This window comes from Serratia sp. CC22-02 (assembly GCF_900182895.1).
GTDB lineage: Bacteria > Pseudomonadota > Gammaproteobacteria > Enterobacterales > Enterobacteriaceae > Serratia > Serratia nevei.
The window spans coordinates 103,539-128,214 of record NZ_FXUD01000007.1 but is presented as its reverse complement, the minus strand read 5'-3'; the positions used below and the strand labels follow the sequence as shown (position 1 = coordinate 128,214).

Here is a 24,676-nt window from a genome sequence, read left to right as displayed (position 1 = left end):
TGTTATCTAACAGCCTGTTATGCGCAAGCGTGTCGCTGGCGGGCGTTAGCTGACGGCCGATAAGGAAATGAATGCGGGCATGAAGCTGAAACTGTGGGGTGTGTGGCTGGCGGCCGGGTTGTTGGCCGGGTGTTCCGGTTCAGCGCCGGAAAAGGAAGCACAAGTCTCTGAGGCGGGCCAGACGCGGTTGCAGCTGGGCCTGGAGTACCTGCAGCAAGGCGACATGGACGCCGCGCGCCAGAACCTGGAAAAGGCGCTGGACGCGGCCCCACAGGATTACCGCACGCAGTTGGGCATGGCGCTCTATGAGCAGCGGATCGGTGAAAATGCCGCGGCCGAACAGCGTTATCGGCAAGCGCTCAAACTTGCGCCAGGCAATGGCACCGTATTGAATAATTACGGTGCGTTTCTTTGCGGTTTAGGGCAGTATGTACCGGCGCAACAGCAGTTTAGCGCTGCGGCGCTGGCGCCCGATTATGGCCAGGTCGCCGACAGCCTGGAAAACGCAGGTTACTGTTTTCTCAAGGCCGGACAAAACGATGAGGCGCGCACGCTGTTGAGCCGCGCGCTGAAGGTCGATCCGGACAAAGGCACTCCGCTGTTGGCGGAGGCCGAAAAGCAATTTGGAGAAGGGAAGCGCGCCCAGTCGCAACTTTTATTGGATGTTTATCAGCATGTTCTGCCGGCCAGCGCCAGCAGCTTATGGTTACAGATTCGTTTCGCCGCGTTAGCCGGCCGTCAGGATAGCGTTCAACGCTATGGCAAGCAGCTAGCGCGAAGTTTTCCACAATCCAAACAGTACCAGCAGTTCTTAGCTAATGAATACTGAAGCCTCCCAAGATAAAACCGTATCCATGACGACGGGCCAGCGCCTGCGTCAGGCCCGTGAGCAACTCGGGCTGAGCCAACAGACCGTTGCAGAACGCCTGTGTCTCAAAATGTCCACCGTGCGCGATATCGAGGAAGACAGCGTGTCTGCTGACCTCGCGTCCACCTTCGTGCGCGGCTACATCCGTTCCTACGCCAAGCTGGTGCATTTGCCGGAAGACGAACTGCTGCCGATGCTGGCCAAGCAGGCGCCGTTGAAGATGGCGAAAGTGGCGCCGATGCAAAGCTTCTCGCTGGGCAAGCGCCGCAAGAAACGCGACGGCTGGCTGATGAGCTTCACCTGGCTTATCGTGTTCGTGGTGATCGGCCTGACCGGCGCCTGGTGGTGGCAAAACCACAAGGCCCAGCAGGAAGAGATCGCCACCATGGCCGATCAGTCCTCCGCGCAGCTTTCACAGAATAACGAAGGGCAGTCCGTGCCGCTGACCGACGGCAACGCCGACGCTGGCACCAACGTGCCGTTGACCGACAACAGCGCTGCGCCGGCCGATGCCGGCGCAGCGGCTCAGGCACCGGCGGCTACCGCTCAGGTGCCGGGCACGGCTCAGCAGCAGCCTGCCGTGGTGTCGCCAAGCCAGACTACCCTGCCGGAAACCACCCCGGCGGCACAAGCGCCGCTGCCGACCGCCGATGCGGGCGTGGCTGCGCCGGCAGCCGATCCGAACGCGCTGGTAATGGACTTCTCCGCTGACTGCTGGCTGCAGGTGAGCGACGCGAGCGGTAAAACGCTGTTCAGCGGCACCCAGAAGAAGGGCGGCAAGCTGAACCTGGCCGGCACCGCGCCGTATAAGCTGACCATCGGCGCGCCGGCGGCAGTACAGATCCAGTATCAGGGTAAACCGGTTGATTTAAGCCGGTTCGTTAAGTCAAACCGTGTTGCTCGCCTGACCGTCGCCGCGCAGTAATCGCGCGGCCCCGGTCGTGATGTCAGAGCAGCAATGGAGAGTAAGTAATGCATAACCAAGCGCCCATCAACCGTCGAAAATCTACACGCATTTACGTCGGCAAGGTGCCTATTGGTGATGGCGCGCCGATTGCCGTGCAGTCGATGACCAACACCCGTACCACCGATGTTGAAGCAACGGTTAATCAGATCAAAGCGCTGGAGCGCGTGGGCGTCGACATCGTCCGCGTTTCGGTTCCTACCATGGACGCCGCCGAGGCGTTCAAGCTGATCAAGCAGCAGGTCAACGTGCCGCTGGTCGCCGATATCCATTTCGATTATCGCATCGCGCTGCAGGTTGCCGAATACGGCGTAGACTGCCTGCGTATCAACCCGGGCAACATCGGTAACGAATCGCGCATTCGCTCGGTGGTGGACTGCGCCCGCGACAAGAACATCCCGATTCGCATCGGCGTCAACGGCGGCTCGCTGGAGAAAGACCTGCAGGAAAAGTACGGCGAACCGACGCCGGAAGCGCTGCTGGAATCTGCCATGCGCCACGTGGACATCCTCGATCGCCTCAACTTCGACCAGTTTAAAGTCAGCGTCAAAGCGTCGGACGTGTTCCTGGCGGTGCAGTCTTACCGTCTGCTGGCGTCGCGCATCGATCAGCCGCTGCATTTGGGCATCACCGAAGCCGGCGGCGCACGCAGCGGGTCGGTCAAATCGGCCATCGGCCTGGGCATGCTGCTGTCTGAAGGCATCGGCGACACCCTGCGCATCTCGCTGGCGGCGGACCCGGTTGAAGAGGTGAAGGTCGGTTTCGATATCCTGAAGTCGCTGCGCATCCGCGCGCGCGGCATCAACTTCATCGCCTGCCCGACCTGTTCGCGTCAGGAGTTCGACGTGATCGGCACGGTGAACGCGCTGGAGCAGCGCCTGGAAGACATCATCACGCCGATGGACGTTTCGATCATCGGCTGCGTGGTGAACGGCCCGGGGGAAGCACTGGTGTCCACCATGGGCGTGACCGGCGGCCATAAGAAGAGCGGCTTCTATGAAGACGGCGTGCGCCAGAAAGAGCGTTTCGACAACGAACAGATGATCGACCAGCTGGAAGCGAAAATTCGCGCCAAGGCCGCGATGATGGACGAAAGCAACCGCATCACGGTCAACCTGCTGGAAAAATAAGCGTTATCGCTACACGGCGGGCCTGTTGGCCCGCTTGTTTATGAACCTGAAGGGCAGAAAACCGCATCCGCGTTGAATACCGGGCGGCAAAGTCCCTATAATCGGGTTCATTTTTACAGACAACGGACAGAGAACTCACGTGGCAAAGAACATTCAAGCCATTCGCGGCATGAACGACTACCTGCCGGAAGAAACGGCATTATGGCAGCGTATTGAAGGCACCCTCAAGCAGGTGCTGGGCAGCTACGGTTACAGCGAAATCCGGTTGCCGATTGTAGAGCAGACCCCGTTATTCAAACGCGCGATCGGCGAAGTGACCGACGTCGTGGAAAAAGAGATGTATACCTTCGAAGACCGCAACGGCGAAAGCCTGACGCTGCGTCCGGAAGGGACGGCTGGCTGCGTGCGCGCCGGCATCGAACATGGTCTGCTGTACAATCAGGAACAGCGTCTGTGGTACATCGGCCCGATGTTCCGCTACGAGCGCCCGCAGAAGGGCCGCTACCGTCAGTTCCATCAGCTGGGCGCGGAAGTGTTCGGCCTGCAAGGCCCGGACATCGACGCCGAGCTGATCCTGCTGACGGCCCGCTGGTGGAAAGCGCTGGGCATCGCCGAGCACGTCAAGCTGGAGCTGAACTCCATCGGTTCTCTGGAGGCGCGCGCCAACTACCGCGACGCGCTGGTGGCGTTCCTGGAGCAGCACGTCGAGGTGCTGGACGAAGACTGCAAACGCCGCATGTACAGCAACCCGCTGCGCGTGCTGGACTCCAAGAATCCTGAGGTGCAGGCGCTGTTGAACGACGCGCCGCGCCTGTCCGAGTACCTGGACGAAGAATCCCGTGCTCACTTCGCCGGTCTGTGTGAACTTTTGGCGCAGGCAGGTATCCCATATACCGTTAACGAGCGCCTGGTGCGCGGTCTGGATTACTACAACCGCACCGTGTTTGAGTGGGTGACCACCAGCCTGGGCGCGCAGGGCACCGTCTGTGCGGGCGGCCGTTACGACGGCCTGGTCGAGCAATTGGGCGGCCGTGCCACCCCGGCGGTCGGTTTCGCCATGGGCCTCGAGCGCCTGGTGTTGCTGGTGCAGGCGGTTAACCCGGAATTCAAGGCGCCGTCGGCTATCGACGTGTACGTCATCTCTTCCGGCGCGGGCACCCAGAGCGCGGCGATGCAGCTGGCTGAACAGGTGCGCGACGCGGCGCCGCAGCTGAAGCTGATGACTAATTACGGCGGCGGCAACTTCAAGAAGCAGATTACCCGTGCGGACAAATGGGGCGCGCGCATCGCGCTGATCCTGGGTGAGAGCGAAGTGGCGGCGCAGCAGGTGGTGGTGAAAGACCTGCGCAGTGGTGAACAAGAAACGCTGGCGCAAAGCGAAGTCGCTGCGCGTCTGGCTTTGATGTTAGGTTAAGGAGAAGGACACCGTGGAAGTCTATACCACTGAAAACGAACAAGTCGACGCACTGCGTCGGTTCTTTGCCGAGAACGGCAAAGCGCTGGCGGTGGGCGTGGTGCTCGGAATTGGTGCCCTGGTTGGCTGGCGTTACTGGCAGAGCCATGAAAACTCCAACATGATGGCTGCGTCGCAATCCTATCAGGAAGCCAGCGATCGTCTGGCGGCCGGCAAGCCGGATGACGTGGCTGCCGCGGAGAAATTTGTCCAGGCTAACGGCAACAGCTACGGCGTATTGGCCGCGCTGCAGTTGGCCAAGCACTTTGTCGAACAGAATGATTTCGCCAAGGCGGAACAGCAACTGGCGCTGGCGCAGGGCCAGACCAAAGACGACAACCTGTTGGCAATGATCGATCTGCGTCTGGCGCGCGTCCAGCTGCAGGAGAAAAAGCTGGATGAAGCGCTGAAAACGCTGGATGGCGTGAAAGGCGAAGGCTGGGCGGCGATGATGCAGGATGTGCGCGGCGATGTGCTGCTGGCCAAGGGCGACGCCAAGGGCGCGCGCGAAGCTTACAGCAAAGGCATTGAATCCAACGCTTCTCAGGCGCTGCAGGTTCTGCTGCGCATGAAATTGAATAACTTGTCCAGCTAAGGGGAATTCCCATGCAATTGCGTAAAACACTCTTGGTCGGACTGGTTTCCGCTGCCTTGCTGAGTGGTTGCTCGCTGTTTAACAGCGAAGAAGACGTGGTTACCATGTCGCCGTTGCCGAAAGTTGAAAATCAGTTTACGCCGAACAAGGCGTGGAGCACCACGGTGGGCGACGGTATCGGTGAGTATTACTCCCACCTGCGTCCGGCCTATCAGGACAGCACCATTTACGCCGCCGATCGCTTCGGCATCGTGAAAGCGATGGACGCCGACAGCGGCAACGAGAAGTGGAAGGTCAATCTCTCGGAGAAGACCGGTTTCTTCTCCAGCAACCTGTCTGCGCTGCTGTCGGGCGGCCTGACGGTCGCGGGTGACAAGGTTTACGTCGGCAGCGAAAAAGCGGTGGTTTACGCATTGAACACCGCCGACGGCGCCATCGCCTGGCAGACCAAAGTGGCCGGCGAAGCGATCTCCCGTCCGGTTGTCAGCGACGGCATGGTGTTGGTGCACACCTCCAACGGCATGCTGCAGGCGTTGAACGAAGCCGACGGCGCGGTAAAATGGACGGTTAACCTGGACATGCCTTCGCTGTCGCTGCGCGGTGAATCCGCGCCGGCCGTCGCCTTTGGCGCTGCCATCGTCGGTGGTGACAACGGCCGCGTCAGCGCCGTGCTGATGCAGCAGGGTCAACTGATCTGGCAACAGCGCATTTCTCAGCCGAGCGGCGCGACCGAAATCGATCGCCTGAACGACGTGGACACCACGCCGGTGATCGTTGACGGCGTGGTCTACGCGCTGGGCTACAACGGCAACCTGACGGCGCTGGATCTGCGTTCCGGCCAGATTATCTGGAAACGCGAGCTGGGGTCGGTGAACGATTTCATCGTCGACGCGGGCCGCATCTACCTGATCGACCAAAACGATCGCGTCGTCGCGCTCAGCACCGAAGGCGGCGTGACCGTGTGGACGCAGAGCGATCTGCTGCACCGCAACCTGACGCCGCCGGTGATGTATAATGGTTATCTGGTGACCGGTGACGCCGAAGGCTATCTGCACTGGATCAACACCACCGATGGCCGTTTTGTCGCCCAGCAGGAAGTGGACAGCTCCGGCTTCCTGTCTGCGCCGATGGTGGCCGGCGACAAGCTGGTCATCCAGGCTCGCGGCGGGAAAGTTTACGCTTTCACCCGCTAACGCCGCTCGTCGCAAGGCTTGAAAACGGCTCCTGAATGTTCAGGGGCCGTTTCGTATTTTTATAAGCTGTACCGCTGGTGTCTATCCACAGTGCAGTAACGCATTGATTATTAAGTAATGAGGCTTCAACAATGATACCTGTCGTCGCGCTGGTCGGGCGCCCGAATGTGGGTAAATCCACCTTGTTCAACCGTTTAACCCATACGCGCGATGCGCTGGTGGCGGATTTCCCGGGGCTGACGCGTGACCGCAAGTATGGTCGTGCTGAAATCGAAGGCAATGAATTCATCATCGTCGATACCGGCGGTATCGACGGCACCGAAGACGGCGTCGAAACGCGCATGGCCGGTCAGTCGCTGCTGGCGATCGAAGAAGCGGACATCGTGCTGTTCATGGTCGACGCCCGCGCCGGCCTGATGCCGGCGGATCAGGGCATCGCCCAGCACCTGCGCAGCCGTCAGAAGGCAACCTTCCTGGTGGCCAACAAGACCGACGGCCTGGATCCGGACACCGCTACCGCCGATTTCTACTCGCTCGGCCTGGGTGAAGTGTTCGCTATCGCCGCTTCCCACGGCCGTGGCGTGACCCAACTGATCGAACACGTGCTGGTGCCGTTCGTGCCGGAAAAACCGGAAGACGTCGAGCTGACCGAGGAAGAGGCCAACGCCGCTTACTGGGCCGAGCAAAACGGCGAAACGCTGGAAGGCGAAGAAGACGAAGAGCCGGAAGAAGAGTTCAACCCGCAGGATCTGCCGATCAAGCTGGCGATCGTCGGTCGTCCGAACGTTGGTAAGTCTACGCTCACTAACCGCATCCTCGGCGAGGAGCGCGTGGTGGTGTATGACATGCCGGGCACCACCCGCGACAGCATCTACATTCCGATGGTGCGCGACGAACGCGAATATGTGCTGATCGACACCGCCGGGGTGCGTAAACGCGGCAAGGTGACCGAAACCGTCGAGAAGTTCTCGGTGATCAAAACCCTGCAGGCGATTGAAGACGCCAACGTCGTGCTGCTGGTGATCGACGCGCGTGAAGGCATCTCCGATCAGGATCTCTCGCTGCTCGGCTTTATCCTCAATAGTGGGCGCTCACTGGTGATTGCGGTCAACAAGTGGGACGGTATGAGCGAAGAAGATCGCGAGCACGTGAAAGAGATGCTCGACCTGCGTCTGGGCTTCGTCGACTTCGCGCGCGTGCACTTTATTTCCGCGCTGCACGGCAGCGGCGTCGGCAACCTGTTCGAATCGGTGCAGGAAGCCTACGAGTGCGCAACCCGCCGCGTAAATACCTCGATGCTGACCAAAATCATGCAGATGGCGGTTGACGATCACCAGCCGCCGTTGGTGCGCGGCCGCCGCGTGAAGCTGAAATATGCCCACGCCGGCGGTTACAACCCGCCGATCGTGGTGATCCACGGCAACCAGGTCAGCGATCTGGCCGATTCGTACAAACGCTATCTGATGAACTACTTCCGCCGCTCGCTGAACGTGATGGGGACGCCGATCCGTATCCAGTTCAAAGAGGGGGACAACCCGTTCGCCGGCAAACGCAACCTGCTGACGCCGACCCAGATGCGTAAGCGCAAGCGCCTGATGAGCCACCTGAAAAAGAGCAAGTAATCGCTCATGTGGGGCGCGGCAGTGATGCCGCGCCCCTTTTTTATTGGCCCGAAATCGTTTTATTATCTGAAGATTACCTCGCCTGCCTGAAGGAACACCATGTCCTGGGAAACCTGGAGTTTTGCGTTTAACGTCACCGTGCCGAATCTGTTGATGATGCTGCTGGGGATCCTGCTGCGCCATTGGCGCCTGATGGATGACCGCTTTGTCGACGGCGCGACCCGCCTGGTGTTCAATCTGGCGCTGCCGTGCCTGCTGTTTTTCAGCATCGCCACCAACCACCCGCAGCTGCTCGGCAACCTGCCGCTGGTGCTGTTTGGCGCGGTCGGCACGCTGGCGACCTTCCTGCTCTTGGAGCTGGCCGCCAAGTGGCTGGTGAAAGAGCCGCGTGAGCGCGGGGTGTTCGTACAGGGCGGTTTCCGCGCCAATACCGCCATCGTCGGCCTGGCCTACGCCATGACCGCCTATGGCAGCGAAGGGATTGCGCTCGCCTCGCTGTACCTGACGGTGACGGTGATCCTGTTCAACATACTGTCGGTCATCACCCTCACGCGCAGCCTGCAGGGCGGGCAGGGCAAGAAAATCAGCCACCTGTCTTTGCTGCGCAGCATCGTTACCAATCCGCTGATCATTGGCCTGGTGTGCGGGCTGCTGTATGCGCAAACCGGGCTGGGCATCCCGGCCGTGATCCGCCAGACCGGCAGCTATATTTCCGCGCTGTCGCTGCCGCTGGCGCTGCTGTGCACCGGCGCCAGCCTGGATTTTCGCGCCATGTTCCGCTCGTCCAACGTGGCGGCGCTGTCGTCGGCGGCCAAGCTGTTTCTGGTGCCGTGCCTGATGACGCTGGCCGGCTGGCTGTGCGGGTTTCAGGGGGCGGCGCTGGGCATTATCTTCCTGTTTTCCGCCACGCCGACCGCTTCGGGCAGCTATGTGATGACGCGCGCCATGGGCGGCAACGCCACGCTGGCGGCCAACATTATCGCCATCACCACCGTCGGTTCGTTCTTCACCACCGCGTTGGGGATCTATTTCTTGCGCTCATGGGGCGCGATTTAACCTGGAGTCGTTATGGAAGCGCACTGTCCGCACTGCCGTCAGACCATGAAGTGGGTAGCGGGTCACTACCATTGTGAAACCTGCCAGAGCGATTATCGGCAGCTGGCGAGCTGCCCGGAGTGCGGGCAGCCGCTGCAAGAATTGAAAGCCTGCGGGGCGGTGGATTACCTGTGCCAGAACGGGCACGGGCTGATCTCCAAAAAACGGGTGAATTTCAGCTATCAGCCGCTGTAAGCCCTCACTCATCCACCTGGCCGGTTTTCCACAGATCCACCAGCGCCTGCGGCGCGCTGCTTTCCGGGATTAACAGCACGATCTCAGTGCTCAGGGTGGGGCTGGTGTAGTTGATTTGCACGCGGTAGTAGCGCTGGTCGCCGCAGCCGGGGGAGGTGGGCTGGCCTTCTTCCTGCGCATAGGGCAGCGTCTGGTTCAGCAACTGATTCAGGCGCTGCCGCTGCTCCGGCGTGATATCGGCCAGCGCGATGCGGCGCTGGCCCGCCAGTTTGGGAATGTAGGCGAAGCCCCCCTCGCGCGCCAGCTCAATGACCGTATCCTGATTGAGCGTCGGCAGCGGTTTCATTATTCCACCCCCACCTGATGCCAGGCTTGCTGCACCTTGTCCGCCACGCTCTGGTCGAAACGCGCTAGCGCATGTTTCACCGTGGCGCGGGCGAAGGTGGCGAAGTCGGCGTTTTGCGGCAGCGCTTTGTCGCACACCGTGTCATACCAGACGTAGCCGGCTTTCTCCCAGGCGAAGCCGCCCAGCGCCGTCGCCGCCAGGTAGAAGGCGCGGTTGGGGATACCGGAGTTGAGGTGCACACCGCCGTTGTCTTCCTTGGTCTGGATATAATCTTTCATGCTGGCGGGCTGCGGGTCTTTGCCCAGCAGCGGATCGTCGTAGGCGGTGCCGGGTGCCGACATCGAGCGCAGCCCTTTGCCTTTGATGCCCTTGGCGAGCAGCCCGGCGCCTATCAGCCAGTCGGCTTTATCGGCGGTTTGCTGCAGGTGGAACTGCTTGACCAACGAGCCGAATACGTCGGACAACGACTCGTTGAGCGCCCCGGACTGCTGGTAGTAGATCAGCCCGGCTTCGCTCTCGGTCACGCCGTGCGCCAGTTCGTGGCCGACCACGTCGATGGCGATGGTGAAGCGGTTGAAGATCTCGCCGTCGCCGTCGCCGAACACCATCTGCTGGCCGTTCCAGAAGGCGTTCTGGTACTCCTTGCCGTAGTGCACGCTGCCAACCAGCGGTAGCCCCTGGTTATCCAGTGAATTGCGGCGGTAGGCCTGCCAGAAGAAATCGTAGGTGACGCCGAGATAGTCGTAGGCCTCGTCCACCGCCACGTCGTGGTTGCTGGGCTGGCCCTCTTTGCGCACCTGTTTTCCGGGCAGCTGGGTGCCGTTTTGGGCGTCGTAGATATCGCGGAGCGCTTCGCCGGCTCGGGCGTTTTTCTCGGCCGGCGAACGCAGCGGCTTATTGCCGAGCAGGCTTTGCACGTGGTTCAGCGTGTGCAGCGCGCAGTCGCGCTGCGGGGCGTTGCCGTGTTCAATGATGCGGCGCAGCATGTAGGGAGGAATGACGGAACGCATGCGCTGGGCTGGCATAGTGGCTCTCCTTAGGCAAAAATTTTACCTCATCGAATGAATGCACTGTGCCTAAGTGTAGCCTACTCGTCATAAAGCCTGTGGTCATGCGTGCTCACCGCCGGCGCGGTCTTGTGCGGGCTGATGCGCCGCACCGAGGCGCGCACCGCCAGCCGGCCGTGCAGCAGCAGATTGCACGGCGGCGCGTCGGCGCGCAGCATGCGCCGTTGCAGCAGTTGGATCGCCTCGTAGCCCAGCTCATCGCGCGGAACCTGCACCGAGGTCAGCGGCACATCGTGGATTTCCGCCAGGTTGAAGCCGTCGGTGCTCATCACCGAGACGTCGCCCGGCACGCTCAGGCCCCGCTTGTTGAGCGCCTTGACCGCCCCGACCGCCATGTAGTCGCCGCCGGCCAGGATCGCCGTCGGCAGCGGGGAGTGGCCGAGGAGGCCGTCGAGATAGGTGGCCAGCGCCTGCTCGGCCTCTTCACTGCCGAAGCCGGAGGTGGTGACCAGATGGCGGCCGTCGTCGAACGGCAAATGATGCCGGGCGTAGGCCTGCCGGATGCCCGCCAGCCGCAGCTCCATGGTGTGGCGGCGCAGACACTGCAGATTGAGGATATGGCTGTGCCCCTGCTGAAACAGGTAGCTGGCGGAATAGTCGCCGATCAGCTGATGATCCGGTGAGACGCTGTCCAGCCGCATCTGCCGATCGCTGCAGTTGATCAGTACGCAGGGCTTGTGCAGATCGGCGGCCAGGGTGTGGATATGCTCGTCGTCGATGCCGATGATCAGCGCCGCTTCGGTGTGCGGGTCGCTCATCTTTTCCAGAAACAGCGCGCCGTCGCTGTGTTGCTCTTCCAGCCCGCAGTAGCGGATGCGCACCTCGTGCTCCATCAGCGCGGCGGCGATACCCTGAATGACCTTGTAGTAGAAGATGTCGGTGCGCACGTCGAACGCGCGCTGCGGCGCGAACACCATCACGTTGTTCAGCATCAGCCGGCCGCTGGAAATACCCTGCAGAATGCCGTTTTGCTGCGCACAGTCCAGCACCTTGCGGCGCGCCTCGGCGCTGGTGTTGGCCTTGCCCGCCAGCACGCGGGAAACGGTGCTGATCGACAACCCGGTTTGGCGAGCGATCTCCTGAATTTTCAGCTTTCCGTTCATTCTGTGATCTCCTTCAAATTCGTCCATGAGAATATTTTCACCGCGGATTTTCAGCGTCTTGACCGGCTTTCATGCCCATTATGACTATTTTTTCACCCGCCTGTGAAAATCTTTGCAAAAAACCCCGTTTCGCTACGCGCTCTCGCTGAGTAGTCTGCATTGGTACACCAATTTTAGCGACCTGTCAGTCCAATTTTAACGGTGTGCGAAAAAGAAAACAAAAAATAAATCATGGGGTTGTGATTGTCTGTCGGCCAATGATACGGCGCCGACCCGTTTTCACCGTCCCGTGTTTGATAGCACAACGTACCCTACTAAAACACGCGTTGCCGTCGCCGGCGGCCGCGGGGAGAGAACCGATGAGTGTGGAGATCAATCAGGCGGTCGCGCAGAGCGGCCGGCGCAAGTTCAAATCGCTGCGCTGGTGGATGCTGGCGCTGTTCTTGCTGGGCGTCACGGTCAACTACATCACCCGTAACTCGCTGGGCATTTTGGCGCCGGAGCTGAAAACCAGCCTGAACATGAGCACCGAGCAATATGCCTGGGTGGTGGCGTCGTTCCAGCTGGCTTACACGGTGTTTCAGCCGATCTGCGGCTGGCTGATCGACGTTATCGGCCTGAAGATGGGCTTTCTGATCTGCGCCGGCATTTGGGCGGTGGTATGCATGCTGCACGCCGGCGCCGGCAGCTGGCTGCAACTGGCCATTCTGCGCTTCTTCATGGGGGGAGCGGAGGCGGCGGCCACCCCGGCCAACGCCAAGGCGATCTCCGACTGGTTCCCGAAGAAGGAGCGGCCGATCGCCGCCGGCTGGGCGGGCGTCGGTTTCTCCATCGGTGCCATGCTGGCGCCGCCGATCATCGTCATCGCTCACGTCTCCTTCGGCTGGCAGGGCGCCTTCCTGTTCTCCGGCGGGCTGGCGCTGATTTGGGTGGTGCTGTGGTGGCTGTTCTACCACTCGCCGCAGCAGCACCCGAACCTCAGCCAGCAAGAGCTGGATCTGATCCGCGAAGACAACGAGCCGGTGCTGCCGAAGCTGCCGTTCCTCACCTCGCTGGCCAGCCTGTGCAAGAACAAGAAGTTCTACGGCATCGCCATCCCGGCCTTTCTCGCTGAACCGGCCTGGGCGGTCTTCAGCTTCTGGGTGCCGCTGTACCTGGCCACCGAACGCGGCATGGATCTGAAACAGATCGCGATGTTCGCCTGGCTGCCGTTCCTGGCGGCGGATATCGGCAGCGTCGCCAGCGGCTATCTCACCACCCTGTACCGCAAATGGTTCGGCTGCAGCCGCGTCAACTCGGTGGTCGCCAGCTCGGTGACCGGCGCTTTCCTGATGGTGTCGCTGGCGTTCGTGGCGATCACCCAAGATCCCTATGTGGCGATCGCGCTGATCTCGATCGGCGGCTTCGGCCACCAGGTGATCTCCTGCATGCTCAGTGCGCTGGTGGTGGAGTCGTTCGATAAAAACCAGATGGCGACGGTCAATGGTATGCGCGGCTCCAGTGCCTGGATCGCCAGCTTCCTGTTCACGCTGCTGATCGGCGCGGTATCCGACACCCTCGGCTTCAACCCGCTGTTCATCGCCATGGGTTTCTTCGACCTGATCGGCGCCCTGTTCCTGATTGCCCTGATCGCCGAACGTGGCGGTAAGAAAACACCTTCACACAGCTAAGTGGAATGCTTATGAAAACCTTGAAAAACTGGACGTTGGCGGCGCAGCATGCCGACCACGTTGAGCTGCTGGTCGATGAACGCCACCGTTTCTGCCTGTACGTGCTGGAAAACGATCTGTTCCGCGTGTTGATCAAACGTGAGGGCGAGCTGGCGCTGGATCGCACCTGGAGCATCGCGCCGCAGGAGGATGTGCCCTGGGAGGGGCGCGATCGGCTCAGCGTCGCCGGCTTCAGCCTGCCGGGCTATCAGCTGCGCCAGGAGGGCGATCGGCTGGTGGTCAGCACGCCGCGTCTGCGCGTGACGGTACATCAGCCGCTGTGGCTGGAATGGGAGTACTGCAACGCCGCCGGCGAATGGCGGCCGCTGGCGGCGGACCGGCCGACCAGCGCCTATCTGCTCAATGCGCACGGCGACGGCGTGGCGCATTACCAGCGCCGTTTCGCCGATGAGCGCTATTACGGCCTGGGGGAGAAAGCCGGCGATCTGGAACGCACCGGCCGCCGCTTCGAGATGCGCAATCTGGACGCGATGGGCTACAACGCCGCCAGCACCGACCCGCTGTACAAACACATTCCGTTTACCATCACCCGCGGGCCGGAGGCGAGCTTCGGCCTGTTCTACGACAACCTGAGCAGCTGCTGGCTGGATCTGGGCAACGAGATCGACAACTACCACGCGGCCTATCGCCGCTATCAGGCCGAAGCGGGCGATCTGGATTACTACCTGTTCCTCGGGCCGAAGGTAGTGGACGTCACCAAGGCCTTCGTGCGCCTGACCGGCCGCACCCACTTCGGGCCGAAGTGGAGCCTGGGCTACAGCGGCTCGACCATGCACTACACCGACGCGCCGGATGCCCAGCAGCAGCTGCAGCAGTTCATCGCGCTGTGCCGTCAACACGCCATTCCCTGCGACTCCTTCCAGCTGTCGTCGGGCTACACCTCGATCAACAACAAGCGCTACGTGTTCAACTGGAATTACGACAAGGTGCCGCAGCCCAAGCAATTGAGCCAGGCGTTTCACGACGCCGGTCTCAGGCTGGCGGCTAACATCAAGCCGTGCCTGCTGCAGGATCACCCGCAGTATCAGGCGGTGGCGGCGCAGGGGCTGTTTATCCGCGATTCGCAAAGCGACGCGCCCGAGCGCTCCAGCTTCTGGGACGACGAGGGATCGCACCTCGACTTCACCAACCCGGCGGCGGTGCGCTGGTGGCAGCAGGGTGTCACGCAGCAGCTGCTGGAGATGGGCATAGACTCGACCTGGAACGACAACAACGAATACGAAGTGTGGGACGGCGAAGCGCGCTGCCACGGCTTCGGGCGGCCGATCGCCATCAAGCACATCCGCCCGGTGATGCCGCTGCTGATGATGCGCGCCTCGATGGAGGCCCAGCAGCGCTTCGCGCCGCAGAAGCGGCCGTACCTGATCTCGCGCTCCGGCTGCGCCGGCATGCAGCGCTACGTGCAGACCTGGAGCGGCGACAACCGCACCAGCTGGCAGACGCTGCGCTACAACATCCGCATGGGGCTGGGCATGAGCCTGTCCGGACTGTATAACCTCGGCCACGATGTCGGCGGCTTCTCCGGCGACAAGCCGGATGCGGAGCTGCTGGTGCGCTGGGTGCAAAACGGCGTGATGCATCCGCGTTTCACCATTCATTCCTGGAACGACGACGCCACGGTCAACGAGCCCTGGATGTACCCGGCCGCCACCCCGGCGGTGCGCGAGGCGATCAACCTGCGTTACCGGCTGCTGCCGTATTTCTACACCCTGTTATGGCAGGCCTGCGCCGACGACGAGCCGATGCTGCGCCCGACCTTTCTCGATCATGAACAGGATGCGCGCACCTTCGACGAGAACGACGATTTTCTGATCGGCCGCGATCTGCTGGTGGCCAGCGTAGTGGAACCGGGGCAGCGCCGGCGTTCGGTGTATCTGCCGGACAACGGCGAAGGCTGGTACTGCTTCTACAGCGGCCAGTGGTTCGGCGGCGGCCAAACGGTAACGCTGGCGGCGCCGCTGGAGCGTCTGCCGCTGCTGGTGCGCGCCGGGGCGGCGTTGCCGCTGTCGCAGCGGTTGGCGCATGTGGACGTGGCCGCCGACGATCGGCGCGAGCTGCGGCTGTTTCCGCTCAAGGGCTGCGGTGCAAGTAGTGGGTTGTTGTTTGAGGACGACGGTGAAAGCGAAGGCTGGCGGCAGGGCGATGCGCTGTGGCTGCGCTGGGAAATGCGCTGCGACAATCAGCGCATCATGCTGGATATCACGACGGAAGGGCGTTTCCGCCCGGCCTGGCGCACGTTGGCGCTCAGCCTGCCGGAAGGCGAGACGCGCGCGCTGTGGGTAAACGGCGAACCGGGCGAGCGTTTTACGCTGGAGTAGGGGTTACTCGGCCGCGCGTTTCTTGCGCGGCTTCTTGGCGACGGTGATGGTTTTCACCTCGCTTTCCACCCAGCCGTCCTGCAGGCGGGTTTTCAGCAGTTCGCCGACCTGCGCCTGTTTGGTGGTTTTCAGCAGCTCACCGCGCGGGGTTTGCGTCACGCTGTAGCCGCGCGCCAGCGTCGCCAGCGGGCTGACAGTTTCCAGTTGGCTGCAGGCCACGCCGAAGCGCTGGCGGTAGGCGTTGAGCTGCCGCTCCATCGCCTGCTGCAGGCGGTATTCCTGCTGCTGTACGCGCTGTTGGTAGCGGTGAATGCGGCCCTGCGGCTGCACCTGCGCCAGCCGCTGCTGGGCGCGTTCGCTGCGGCGGGCGGCCAGGCGCAGCTGTTGCTGCATGCCGTCTTCCATCCGGCGCTGCAGCTTGAACAGCAGCGTCTGCTGGCGCGCCAGGCGCAGATGCGGATGCTGCTGCTGTAAACGGTGGTGAATGCGGGTGAACTGCTGCTGGCGCTGCGCCAGGTAGTAATCCATCGCCATCTCCAGCCGCTGCTGCTGCGACTGCAGCTGGCGCAACAGCTCAAGCTGATTGCGGCTGACCAGTTCGGCGGCGGCGGAAGGGGTCGGCGCGCGCAGATCGGCGACGAAATCGGCGATGGTGACGTCGGTTTCATGGCCGACGGCGCTGACGATCGGAATGCGGCTGGCGAAGATCGCCCGTGCCACGCGTTCGTCGTTGAAGCTCCACAGATCTTCCAGCGAACCGCCACCGCGGCCGACGATCAGCACGTCGCATTCGTCGCGGCGGTTGGCGGTCTCGATGGCGCGCACGATCTGCATCGGCGCTTCTGCGCCCTGCACCGAGGTGGGGTAGATGACGATCGGCAGCGACGGATCGCGCCGCTGCAAGACCTGCAGAATATCGTGCAGCGCCGCGCCGCTGGCGGAGGTGATCACCCCGACGCGTTTGGCCGGGGCGGGCAGCGGCTGCTTGAACTGCTGATCGAACAGCCCTTCGGCGCTCAGGCGCTGTTTCAGTTGCTCGAACTGTTGCTGCAGCAGGCCGTCGCCGGCGGGCTGCATGCTCTCGGCGATCAGCTGGTAGTCGCCGCGCGGTTCATACAGCGTGATGCTGGCGCGCACCAGGACCTGCTGGCCGTTTTGCGGCCGGAAGGTGACGCGGCGGTTGCTGTTTCGGAACATCGCGCAGCGCACCTGGGCGCGGTCGTCTTTCAGCGTGAAATACCAGTGGCCGGAGGCGGGCTGGGAGAGGTTGGAGATCTCGGCGGAGAGCCAAATCTGCCCCATTTCCATTTCCAGCAGTTGGCGAACCGTCTGATTGAGGCGGCTTACGGTAAAAATGGAAGGCGAAACAGGTAGCGACATGTGACCCAGATCAAATTTCAAAACAATCACTTAATTGGTCGATACTACATGGCTGAAAAAGGTAATCAAGACTTTTTGTAAGAAAGTGCTGGAGGCAACCGATTCCGCTCTGTATAATGCCGCGGCAATATTTTATCTTTTTCACAGCCCACCCTGGTGAGATATTGCCCATGCTACGTATCGCTAAAGAAGCTCTGACGTTTGACGACGTCCTCCTGGTTCCAGCCCACTCCACGGTTCTGCCTAACACCGCAGAGCTCGGCACTCAACTGACCAAAACCATCCGCCTGAACATCCCTATGCTGTCCGCAGCCATGGATACCGTTACCGAATCCGGCCTGGCCATCGCGCTGGCGCAGGAAGGCGGCCTGGGCTTCATCCACAAAAACATGTCTATCGAGCGCCAGGCTGAAGAAGTCAGCCGCGTGAAGAAGCATGAAAGCGGCGTAGTCACCGACCCGCAGACCGTTACCCCGGCCACCACGCTGCAGGAAGTGAAAGAGCTGACCGCGCGCAACGGCTTCGCCGGTTACCCGGTCGTCACCGAAGACAACGAGCTGGTCGGCATCATCACCGGCCGCGACGTGCGCTTCGTGACCGATCTGACCCAGCCGGTCACCGCGGTCATGACGCCAAAAGATCGCCTGGTCACCGTGAAAGAAGGTGAAGCGCGCGACGTGGTGCTGCAGAAGATGCACGAAAAGCGCGTAGAAAAAGCGCTGGTGGTGGACGACAGCTTCCACCTGCTGGGCATGATCACCGTTAAAGACTTCCAGAAAGCGGAACGCAAACCGAACGCCTGTAAAGACGAGCACGGCCGTCTGCGCGTGGGCGCGGCGGTCGGCGCCGGCGCCGGCAACGAAGAGCGCGTTGACGCGCTGGTGGCGGCAGGCGTTGACGTCCTGCTGATCGACTCCTCGCACGGCCACTCCGAAGGCGTGCTGCAGCGCATCCGCGAAACCCGCGCCAAATACCCGGATCTGCAGATCGTCGGCGGCAACGTCGCGACCGCAGCGGGCGCCAAAGCGCTGGCTGAAGCCGGCGTGAGCGCGGTGAAAGTCGGTATCGGCCCTGGCTCTATCTGTACCACCCGCATCGTGACCGGCGTGGGCGTACCGCAGATCACCGCCATCGCCGACGCGGTGGAAGCGCTGGAAGGCACCGGCATCCCGGTTATCGCCGACGGCGGCATCCGCTTCTCCGGCGACATCGCCAAAGCGATCGCCGCGGGCGCATCCTGCGTGATGGTCGGCTCCATGCTGGCGGGCACCGAAGAATCCCCGGGCGAAATCGAGCTGTATCAGGGCCGTTCGTTCAAATCTTACCGCGGCATGGGCTCGCTGGGCGCAATGTCCAAAGGTTCTTCCGACCGTTACTTCCAGACCGATAACGCCGCCGACAAACTGGTGCCGGAAGGTATCGAAGGCCGCGTGGCCTATAAAGGCATGCTGAAAGCCATCGTGCACCAGCAGATGGGCGGCCTGCGCTCCTGCATGGGCCTGACCGGCTGCGCCACCATCGACGATCTGCGCACCAAGGCGGAGTTCGTGCGCATCAGCGGCGCCGGCATTCAGGAAAGCCACGTGCACGACGTGACCATCACCAAAGAGTCGCCGAACTACCGCATGGGCTAATGCCTTAACCTCTCCTGAGTGAGAGGCCGGGGTGGGGCGTTAAGCCCCATCCCGAAACACACATTTTCGCTCTTTTTCTCTTGTTGCTGGAATTCGCCTCACATGACACAAAATATCCATAAGCATCGCATCCTGATACTGGACTTCGGTTCGCAATACACCCAACTGGTCGCCCGCCGCGTGCGCGAAATCGGCGTTTACTGCGAACTGTGGGCCTGGGACGTTAGCGAAGAGCAGATCCGCGAATTCAACCCAAGCGGCATTATCCTCTCCGGCGGCCCGGAAAGCACCACCGAAGCCGGCAGCCCGCGCGCGCCGGACTACGTGTTCAACGCCGGCGTGCCGGTGCTGGGCGTGTGCTACGGCATGCAGACCATGGCGATGCAGCTGGGTGGCCATGTGCAGGGTTCCAACGAACGCGAGTTCGGCTATGCGCAGGTGGAAATCGTCAAAGAGAGCGCGCTGCTGCGCGACATCGAAGATGCCATCAGCCCGGCCGGCAAACCGCTGCTGGACGTGTGGATGAGCCACGGCGACAAAGTGACCGCGATCCCGTCCGACTTCGTGACCATCGCCAGCACCGACACCTGCCCGTTCGCCATTATGGCCAACGAAGAAAAACGCTTCTACGGCGTGCAGTTCCACCCGGAAGTGACCCACACCCGCCAGGGCCAACGCATGCTGGAGCGCTTCGTACTGGACATCTGCCAGTGTGAAGCCCTGTGGACCCCGGCCACCATCATCGAAGATGCGGTTGAGCGCATCCGCGAGCAGGTGGGTGAAGACCACGTGATCCTCGGCCTGTCCGGCGGCGTCGACTCCTCCGTGACCGCGATGCTGCTGCACCGCGCCATCGGCAAACGCCTGACCTGCGTATTCGTCGACAACGGTCTGCTGCGCCTGAACGAAGCCAAGCAGGTGATGGAAATGTTCGGCGACCACTTCGGCCTGAACATCGTGCATGTCGAGGCGGAAAACCGCTTCCTGACCGCGCTGGCGGGCGTGGACGAGCCGGAAGCTAAGCGTAAAATCATCGGCCGCGTGTTCGTTGAAGTGTTCGACGAAGAAGCCTGCAAGCAAGAGCAGGTGAAATGGCTGGCACAGGGCACCATCTACCCGGACGTGATCGAATCCGCCGCTTCCGCCACCGGCAAAGCGCACGTGATCAAGTCGCACCACAACGTGGGCGGCCTGCCGAAAGAGATGAAGCTGGGCCTGGTCGAGCCGCTGAAAGAGCTGTTCAAAGACGAAGTGCGCAAGATCGGCCTGGAGCTGGGCCTGCCGTACGACATGCTGTTCCGTCACCCGTTCCCGGGCCCGGGTCTGGGCGTGCGCGTGCTGGGCGAAGTGAAGAAAGAGTACTGCGATCTGCTGCGCCGCGCCGACGCCATCTTCATCGAAGAGCTGCACAAGGCCGACCTGTACAACAAAGTCAGCCAGGCGTTCACCGTGTTCCTGCCGGTGCGTTCGGTCGGCGTGATGGGCGACGGCCGCAAATACGACTGGGTGGTCTCCCTGCGTGCGGTAGAAACCATCGACTTCATGACCGCGCACTGGGCGCACCTGCCGTATGACTTCCTCGGCCGCGTCTCCAACCGCATCATCAACGAAGTGGACGGCATCTCCCGCGTGGTGTACGACATCAGCGGCAAGCCGCCGGCGACGATCGAGTGGGAGTGATTTAACACTTCCTGCAGCCTGTTCGTAACTAGGCCGTAGTGACTAAGACCCTCTGTTTTTACAGGGGGTTTTTCTTTATTTGGCCATATCTTTTCCGCCATGCTTCCAGCCTTGGGTAAAGCCGAACATTGTTTGTGGTCGAAATATGGCCTATGTTCAGACCTTGGTATGATTGATAGCGACTGGGATACGATGAAAGTAGAGACCATCAACTACGTTATAGAATCCTATGAGCAGCAGAAGCGAGAGAACGCCATTGCTCTGCTGAAATTACTGATGCTGTCAGCGAAGGATAAAGCGGAAGGGCGTGTGTTCTCGAAGGAACAGCTGTTGGATGGGCTTTAAGCATTACAGTGCTCAACATTAAGGGATTGTATTGGAACAGCAGGTGGCCTTTGAGCACACGCGTACCGTAAGGCACTGTATTGACTCCATTGTCACACCATCAGGATATCCAGCAGTTGTTGTTTAAGCGTCTCATCATGCCCTGATAGCCCGAGGGCTGCCTAACCCTCGTTTACCTGCAAGTGAAAGACTTTGGGGATCGCATCACCCGTCCTGCTCATCATACTTGCGCTGGCACTCCTGAATCGCCTCAATATTCCCTAACGTCCAGTCGAACAGTATCGAGAACGGCCCCTGCAGGGATTTGCCGAGCGGCGTCAGCGAATACTCGACGCCAAGCACTCGCCCATCCAACACTTTGCGATGCACCATGCCGTTGCGTTCTAGCTTGCGCAGCGTCTGGGTCAGCACGCGTTGCGTGACGCCATCCAGACGGCGCTTGATGGCGTTGAAGCGCTGCGGCTCGCGCAGCACTTCCAGCACCATCATGGACCATTTATCGGCAATCTGATCGAGCACGATGCGGCTAGGGCAGTCGGCGCGGTAAACAACATCGGTCTTATCCATCGGTATCCTCCTGCATCCCTGGGATGCTTAAGGTGCGTAATTGACGCCAGGTATGCAAAGTATACCATTTGAAACAGGGCACGAATAACCCGCACTTGTACCCCAGGTAAAAGGACATTGAGATGACAGATACAGATTTCAGCAAACTCAGGCTGTCTCATGCGCACGGCGTGATGACGATCGCTATCGATAACCCACCGGTAAACGTGCTTGATGTGGCGCTGATGTCGGAAATCAGCCGTTTATTGCTCGCGGTGCGTGACGATCCGGATACGCGGGTGTTGGTGTTCCAGAGCGCGAACCCAGCGTTCTTTATTGCTCATGTCGATATGACCTTGATCGATGAGCCGCACGCTTTCGATGAACTGGCTAGCAACGCGCCGGAGGGGCTTAATCCGTTCCAGGCGTTTGGCGAACTGCTGCGCAGCCAGCCGCAGGTCACTCTCGTTAAGCTGGCTGGGCTGGCGCGCGGCGGCGGCGCCGAGTTTGTGGCGGCGGCCGATATGGCTTTCGCGGCACGGGAAACGGCGGGACTGGCCCAGTGCGAGGCCTTGATGGGCATTACGCCCGGCGGCGGTGCGACGCAGTATCTGACGAGCCGAATGACGCGCGGCCGCGCTCTGGAAGTGATCCTGGGCGCCGATCTCATCGATGCCGCTACCGCAGAACGCTACGGCTGGATTAACCGCGCCTTGCCTGCCGCCGAGCTGGATGATTTCGTCGATCGGTTAGCGCGCAACATCGCGGCATTGCCAGAGGGCGTGATTGCGGCGGCCAAACAGGCGATGCCTGCGCCGGATCTGCAGGCCGGTTTTTATCGCGAGCACGACGCCTGGGCGGGATTGTTCGCACGCCCGGCCGCGGAGCGGTTGATTCGCGGCGGGCTGAAGGCCGGTGCGCAAACCCCGGAGGGGGAGCGCAACCTTGAAGGCCTGCTGCGTCATCTGGCCCGCTAAGATGCCGCCCCCCACTGCGTCAGCAGCGCATGCAGCCTGGCCGGCTCCAGCGGCTTGCGCAGCACCAGATAGCCTTCCTGCTCGGCCTCTTGCAATATCTGCGAGTTGAACTCGCCGCTGACCATCGCGCCGCTCACGTCCGGCAGGCGTTCGAACAGCGCTTTCAGGATGTCGAAACCGCTCTCGCCGGAGCGCAGGCGCTGGTCGCACAGCACGGCGAACGGCGTAAAACCGTCGTCGACAATGGTGAAGGCTTCCTCGGCGGAGGCCGCGCAGCGCACGGTGATGCCCCAGGTGCTCATCAGGCTCTCCCAGGCGGAGGTCACCAAGGGATCGTCGTCCACCACCAGGCAGGCGCCGCGCAGCGGCGCATAGCGGATAGGCGTGGCGGTGTTGTCGTAGGCAGCCGCGGTTTCCGGCGCTTTATCTTCGCCGATGTATTGCGTGAAGCGCATCCAGAAGCGCGAACCTTTGCCTTCGACGGAGTGCATGCCGTACTTCACCTTCATCAGCTTGGCGCAGCGCGCCACCACCGCCAGCCCCAGCCCGTGGCCGGCGCTGTCGATTTTCCACGCCAGTTCGGGGCGGTAGTAAGGGGAGAAGATTTTGCTTTTCTCTTCGTCGGCGATGCCCACGCCGGTGTCCCACACTTCCACCAGGCACTCGGCGCCGCGCGGGCGGATAGCGATCAACACGCCGCCCTGTTGCGTGTAGCGCAGGGCGTTTTGGATCAGGTTAATCAGCGATTGCCGCACCAGCAGCGGATCGCCCATCACGCTGATGCGCCGTTTGGGCCGCCAGGTGCGCAGCGCCAGGGCGCGGCTGTTGGCCTCTTCGCGGAACAGGGTGATCACCGAGTCGAGCAGGGCGCCGATATCCACATGGGTGGCGGCGGTGCGCACGTTGCCGGATTCGATCTTGCTGAGATCGAGCAATGAATTGAACATCAAATGCACCGAACGCACGCTCTGCTGCAGATCCAGCAGCTGCGGCGTCAGGCTGTCGTCGCGGTTTTTGTGGATGATGGCTTCGATCAGAAAGCCCATGGCGTGCACCGGCTGGCGCAGATCGTGGCTGGCGGTGGTCAGGAACTGGTTCTTGTCCAGCAGCGCCTGTTCCGCCTCCTCTTTAGCCTGGCGGAACTGCTCCGCCAGGCGCGAGCTTTGTTCCTCGAGCAACGCCTGCTGGATAAAGAACGCATGTGAGGTTAACGCGTGGCGGTAAATGGCGAAGCCGTACAGCAAGTTCAGCATCAGCACGATGAACATCACGTCTTCCAGCCGGCAGATGATGCCGAGGTTCAGCAGCCCCCAGGAAGCGAAGAAAAAGCGGGTAAAGGTGCTGATAACCGGCGTCAGATGCGTTGCGTTGGCGGCGACGATCGCGGCGATGCTGATATTGAGCAGCAGAAAAAAGTCAAAGTTATGGGTCTGCGGCGTAATTAAATAGAGTGATGAGATCCCCAGTCCGTGAATAAACGCCACCTTATTAATGCGCGGCAGCCAGCGGCGCAGCACGGCGTCTTCATCATTTTCTTTGGCCTCATGCAGGTAGCGGCGGCGCCATATTCGGATCGCCACGGCGCATAGCAGGTAAACGATGATCCAGGTAATGGTTGGGCCGAGTTCATCACCCAGCAAATAAATCCAGATGGCGAACGGGATGCCGACGAAAGGCACGGCGGTGAAACTGAATACCAGCCGCATGAAGGTGTTGTCCAGCAGGCGGATCTGCGCGCGTGGGGAGATACCATCATTTTGTAAATTCTGGAAAAACCTCATGACGACGGATCCCGTTTGCCGTGCAACAGCGTGATGGCTTCTACCCGGCTGTTGACGCCGATCTTTTTCAATATATTGCTGATATGTTCTTTGACGGTAGGTTCGGAAATAGAGAGCTGCGTCGCGATTCTTTTATTTGGCAGGCCGCGCAACATCATGGTTAATACGTCGATTTGCCTCGGCGTTAAATTGAATTTATTTAAATGGTCATGGCTGCTTTTAATAGCGTATTCATTTCCCTCCGGGAACCACTCCTGATTATTATTTAGCGCAAAAACCGCCCTGGCGAATAATTCAGGTGGCTCGTTTTTTAATACGAATCCGTGCCCGCCGGCATTGTGCACTTTCTGCCAGATATCGTTATTCTCGTCGCCGCTGACCACTAAAATCCGTACCTGCGGATAACGTTGTTTTACTTCTTTGAGTAATTTCAACGCTGTACCGGAAGAGAGCCAAAAATCAATCACCAGTAAACGCGGCGGGCCATTTTCCCTAATATGACGGTAGCAATTCTCTTCATTGGTCACCACATGCGCCTGTTTGAATCGGCAATGCGTGCTGAGAAAATTAGCGATGCCGCTTGCTACCAATGGATGGTCATCAACGACCAACGCATAATCCTGCCCCAAAGGATTCTCCTTTCGCCTTCACAGT

At 61.0% G+C, this 24,676-nt stretch carries 21 protein-coding genes and 1 pseudogene; 15 read left to right on the top strand and 7 right to left on the bottom strand.

What is annotated here, in order from left to right; all coding sequences use genetic code 11:
• The first annotated feature begins 79 nt into the window (after nucleotides 1-79).
• From pilW to QOL81_RS20580, 9 genes are all read left to right on the top strand, one after another.
• Entirely contained in the window at nucleotides 80-829 is a 750-nt protein-coding gene (pilW, locus tag QOL81_RS20620; protein WP_033638557.1) for a type IV pilus biogenesis/stability protein PilW, read from the top strand.
• Nucleotides 819-1,793 (top strand): cytoskeleton protein RodZ, encoded by a 975-nt coding sequence (gene rodZ, locus QOL81_RS20615; RefSeq protein ID WP_038874539.1) that lies wholly within the window; start codon nucleotides 819-821, stop codon nucleotides 1,791-1,793. The genes pilW and rodZ overlap by 11 nt, the downstream gene beginning before the upstream one ends.
• A gap of 47 nt (nucleotides 1,794-1,840) precedes the next feature.
• On the top strand, nucleotides 1,841-2,962 hold the full coding sequence (ispG, locus tag QOL81_RS20610) for a flavodoxin-dependent (E)-4-hydroxy-3-methylbut-2-enyl-diphosphate synthase (RefSeq protein ID WP_016929756.1): 1,122 nt from the start codon (nucleotides 1,841-1,843) through the stop codon (nucleotides 2,960-2,962).
• Between the two features lie 139 nt (nucleotides 2,963-3,101).
• Nucleotides 3,102-4,376, top strand: a complete 1,275-nt coding sequence (gene hisS, locus QOL81_RS20605; RefSeq protein WP_025159556.1) for a histidine--tRNA ligase — start codon at nucleotides 3,102-3,104, stop codon at nucleotides 4,374-4,376.
• 13 nt (nucleotides 4,377-4,389) lie between these two features.
• The gene (locus QOL81_RS20600; protein WP_033635592.1) at nucleotides 4,390-5,010 is read left to right on the top strand and encodes a YfgM family protein; all 621 of its coding nucleotides are present in this window, start codon (nucleotides 4,390-4,392) and stop codon (nucleotides 5,008-5,010) included.
• 11 nt (nucleotides 5,011-5,021) lie between these two features.
• A complete protein-coding gene (bamB, locus tag QOL81_RS20595; protein WP_169318679.1) occupies nucleotides 5,022-6,203 on the top strand; it encodes an outer membrane protein assembly factor BamB in 1,182 nt (393 codons plus the stop codon).
• Between the two features lie 131 nt (nucleotides 6,204-6,334).
• Nucleotides 6,335-7,825 (top strand): ribosome biogenesis GTPase Der, encoded by a 1,491-nt coding sequence (gene der / locus QOL81_RS20590; protein ID WP_019452357.1) that lies wholly within the window; start codon nucleotides 6,335-6,337, stop codon nucleotides 7,823-7,825.
• Between the two features lie 99 nt (nucleotides 7,826-7,924).
• A complete protein-coding gene (locus QOL81_RS20585; RefSeq protein WP_060424926.1) occupies nucleotides 7,925-8,881 on the top strand; it encodes an AEC family transporter in 957 nt (318 codons plus the stop codon).
• 12 nt (nucleotides 8,882-8,893) lie between these two features.
• On the top strand, nucleotides 8,894-9,115 hold the full coding sequence (locus QOL81_RS20580) for a zinc ribbon domain-containing protein (protein ID WP_060424924.1): 222 nt from the start codon (nucleotides 8,894-8,896) through the stop codon (nucleotides 9,113-9,115).
• A 4-nt stretch (nucleotides 9,116-9,119) separates the two neighbouring features.
• Here QOL81_RS20580 and QOL81_RS20575 read toward each other — a convergent pair whose 3' ends face one another.
• The 3 genes from QOL81_RS20575 to QOL81_RS20565 all read right to left on the bottom strand — a co-directional run bounded on the left by QOL81_RS20575 (nucleotide 9,120) and on the right by QOL81_RS20565 (nucleotide 11,631).
• The gene (locus QOL81_RS20575) at nucleotides 9,120-9,461 is read right to left on the bottom strand and encodes a protealysin inhibitor emfourin (RefSeq protein WP_033635587.1); all 342 of its coding nucleotides are present in this window, start codon (nucleotides 9,459-9,461) and stop codon (nucleotides 9,120-9,122) included.
• Nucleotides 9,461-10,486 (bottom strand): M4 family metallopeptidase, encoded by a 1,026-nt coding sequence (locus QOL81_RS20570; protein ID WP_060424922.1) that lies wholly within the window; start codon nucleotides 10,484-10,486, stop codon nucleotides 9,461-9,463. Before QOL81_RS20570 ends, QOL81_RS20575 begins: the two co-directional genes overlap by 1 nt.
• 62 nt (nucleotides 10,487-10,548) lie before the next feature.
• Nucleotides 10,549-11,631 carry a LacI family DNA-binding transcriptional regulator gene (locus tag QOL81_RS20565; protein ID WP_100396642.1) on the bottom strand — a complete coding sequence of 361 codons (1,083 nt, stop codon included), beginning with the start codon at nucleotides 11,629-11,631 and terminating at the stop codon, nucleotides 10,549-10,551.
• Between the two features lie 359 nt (nucleotides 11,632-11,990).
• On the opposite strand from QOL81_RS20565, the gene QOL81_RS20560 reads away from it, so the two are divergent.
• Together QOL81_RS20560 and QOL81_RS20555 are read left to right on the top strand one after the other, a co-directional pair.
• Nucleotides 11,991-13,301: an MFS transporter gene (locus tag QOL81_RS20560; protein ID WP_099816858.1), complete on the top strand. Its 1,311-nt coding sequence runs from the start codon at nucleotides 11,991-11,993 to the stop codon at nucleotides 13,299-13,301.
• An 11-nt stretch (nucleotides 13,302-13,312) separates the two neighbouring features.
• The gene (locus QOL81_RS20555; RefSeq protein ID WP_169318678.1) at nucleotides 13,313-15,679 is read left to right on the top strand and encodes a glycoside hydrolase family 31 protein; all 2,367 of its coding nucleotides are present in this window, start codon (nucleotides 13,313-13,315) and stop codon (nucleotides 15,677-15,679) included.
• A gap of 3 nt (nucleotides 15,680-15,682) precedes the next feature.
• Here the strand turns inward: QOL81_RS20555 and xseA are convergent, their stop codons facing one another.
• Nucleotides 15,683-17,059, bottom strand: coding sequence for an exodeoxyribonuclease VII large subunit (xseA, locus tag QOL81_RS20550; protein ID WP_055312720.1), 1,377 nt, complete (start codon nucleotides 17,057-17,059; stop codon nucleotides 15,683-15,685).
• Between the two features lie 170 nt (nucleotides 17,060-17,229).
• Between xseA and guaB the strand changes: the two genes are divergently transcribed.
• From guaB to QOL81_RS20535, 3 genes and pseudogenes are all read left to right on the top strand, one after another.
• A complete protein-coding gene (gene guaB / locus QOL81_RS20545; RefSeq protein ID WP_004941460.1) occupies nucleotides 17,230-18,693 on the top strand; it encodes an IMP dehydrogenase in 1,464 nt (487 codons plus the stop codon).
• Nucleotides 18,694-18,795: 102 nt separating this feature from the next.
• Entirely contained in the window at nucleotides 18,796-20,373 is a 1,578-nt protein-coding gene (guaA, locus tag QOL81_RS20540) for a glutamine-hydrolyzing GMP synthase (RefSeq protein WP_025303899.1), read from the top strand.
• 213 nt (nucleotides 20,374-20,586) lie between these two features.
• Nucleotides 20,587-20,718, top strand: a pseudogene (locus QOL81_RS20535) (type II toxin-antitoxin system Phd/YefM family antitoxin); the annotation flags it as partial.
• Nucleotides 20,719-20,922: 204 nt separating this feature from the next.
• Here QOL81_RS20535 and QOL81_RS20530 read toward each other — a convergent pair.
• Nucleotides 20,923-21,285, bottom strand: coding sequence for a winged helix-turn-helix transcriptional regulator (locus QOL81_RS20530; protein ID WP_060388328.1), 363 nt, complete (start codon nucleotides 21,283-21,285; stop codon nucleotides 20,923-20,925).
• A 122-nt stretch (nucleotides 21,286-21,407) separates the two neighbouring features.
• Between QOL81_RS20530 and QOL81_RS20525 the strand changes: the two genes are divergently transcribed.
• Nucleotides 21,408-22,241 carry an enoyl-CoA hydratase/isomerase family protein gene (locus QOL81_RS20525; RefSeq protein ID WP_060424912.1) on the top strand — a complete coding sequence of 278 codons (834 nt, stop codon included), beginning with the start codon at nucleotides 21,408-21,410 and terminating at the stop codon, nucleotides 22,239-22,241.
• On the opposite strand, the gene QOL81_RS20520 is transcribed toward QOL81_RS20525, so the two are convergent.
• Together QOL81_RS20520 and QOL81_RS20515 are read right to left on the bottom strand one after the other, a co-directional pair.
• Complete coding sequence (locus tag QOL81_RS20520; RefSeq protein ID WP_169318677.1) at nucleotides 22,238-24,022, bottom strand: hybrid sensor histidine kinase/response regulator; 1,785 nt, start codon at nucleotides 24,020-24,022, stop codon at nucleotides 22,238-22,240. The two genes, QOL81_RS20525 and QOL81_RS20520, sit on opposite strands and share 4 nt — an antisense overlap.
• Nucleotides 24,019-24,651 carry a response regulator transcription factor gene (locus tag QOL81_RS20515; protein ID WP_147840188.1) on the bottom strand — a complete coding sequence of 211 codons (633 nt, stop codon included), beginning with the start codon at nucleotides 24,649-24,651 and terminating at the stop codon, nucleotides 24,019-24,021. Before QOL81_RS20515 ends, QOL81_RS20520 begins: the two co-directional genes overlap by 4 nt.
• Nucleotides 24,652-24,676 lie beyond the last annotated feature (25 nt).

What these genes read in the sequence shown, in the direction of transcription:
- bamB (WP_169318679.1), top strand. Translation starts at nt 5,022, where the DNA reads ATGCAATTGCGTAAAACACTCTTGGTCGGACTGGTTTCCGCTGCCTTG.
- QOL81_RS20525 (WP_060424912.1), top strand. Translation starts at nt 21,408, where the DNA reads ATGACAGATACAGATTTCAGCAAACTCAGGCTGTCTCATGCGCACGGC.
- ispG (WP_016929756.1), top strand. Translation starts at nt 1,841, where the DNA reads ATGCATAACCAAGCGCCCATCAACCGTCGAAAATCTACACGCATTTAC.
- der (WP_019452357.1), top strand. Translation starts at nt 6,335, where the DNA reads ATGATACCTGTCGTCGCGCTGGTCGGGCGCCCGAATGTGGGTAAATCC.
- QOL81_RS20555 (WP_169318678.1), top strand. Translation starts at nt 13,313, where the DNA reads ATGAAAACCTTGAAAAACTGGACGTTGGCGGCGCAGCATGCCGACCAC.
- pilW (WP_033638557.1), top strand. Translation starts at nt 80, where the DNA reads ATGAAGCTGAAACTGTGGGGTGTGTGGCTGGCGGCCGGGTTGTTGGCC.
- QOL81_RS20520 (WP_169318677.1), bottom strand. Translation starts at nt 24,022, where the DNA reads ATGAGGTTTTTCCAGAATTTACAAAATGATGGTATCTCCCCACGCGCG.
- guaB (WP_004941460.1), top strand. Translation starts at nt 17,230, where the DNA reads ATGCTACGTATCGCTAAAGAAGCTCTGACGTTTGACGACGTCCTCCTG.
- QOL81_RS20565 (WP_100396642.1), bottom strand. Translation starts at nt 11,631, where the DNA reads ATGAACGGAAAGCTGAAAATTCAGGAGATCGCTCGCCAAACCGGGTTG.
- guaA (WP_025303899.1), top strand. Translation starts at nt 18,796, where the DNA reads ATGACACAAAATATCCATAAGCATCGCATCCTGATACTGGACTTCGGT.
- rodZ (WP_038874539.1), top strand. Translation starts at nt 819, where the DNA reads ATGAATACTGAAGCCTCCCAAGATAAAACCGTATCCATGACGACGGGC.
- QOL81_RS20560 (WP_099816858.1), top strand. Translation starts at nt 11,991, where the DNA reads ATGAGTGTGGAGATCAATCAGGCGGTCGCGCAGAGCGGCCGGCGCAAG.
- QOL81_RS20585 (WP_060424926.1), top strand. Translation starts at nt 7,925, where the DNA reads ATGTCCTGGGAAACCTGGAGTTTTGCGTTTAACGTCACCGTGCCGAAT.
- QOL81_RS20530 (WP_060388328.1), bottom strand. Translation starts at nt 21,285, where the DNA reads ATGGATAAGACCGATGTTGTTTACCGCGCCGACTGCCCTAGCCGCATC.
- xseA (WP_055312720.1), bottom strand. Translation starts at nt 17,059, where the DNA reads ATGTCGCTACCTGTTTCGCCTTCCATTTTTACCGTAAGCCGCCTCAAT.
- QOL81_RS20575 (WP_033635587.1), bottom strand. Translation starts at nt 9,461, where the DNA reads ATGAAACCGCTGCCGACGCTCAATCAGGATACGGTCATTGAGCTGGCG.
- QOL81_RS20570 (WP_060424922.1), bottom strand. Translation starts at nt 10,486, where the DNA reads ATGCCAGCCCAGCGCATGCGTTCCGTCATTCCTCCCTACATGCTGCGC.
- QOL81_RS20580 (WP_060424924.1), top strand. Translation starts at nt 8,894, where the DNA reads ATGGAAGCGCACTGTCCGCACTGCCGTCAGACCATGAAGTGGGTAGCG.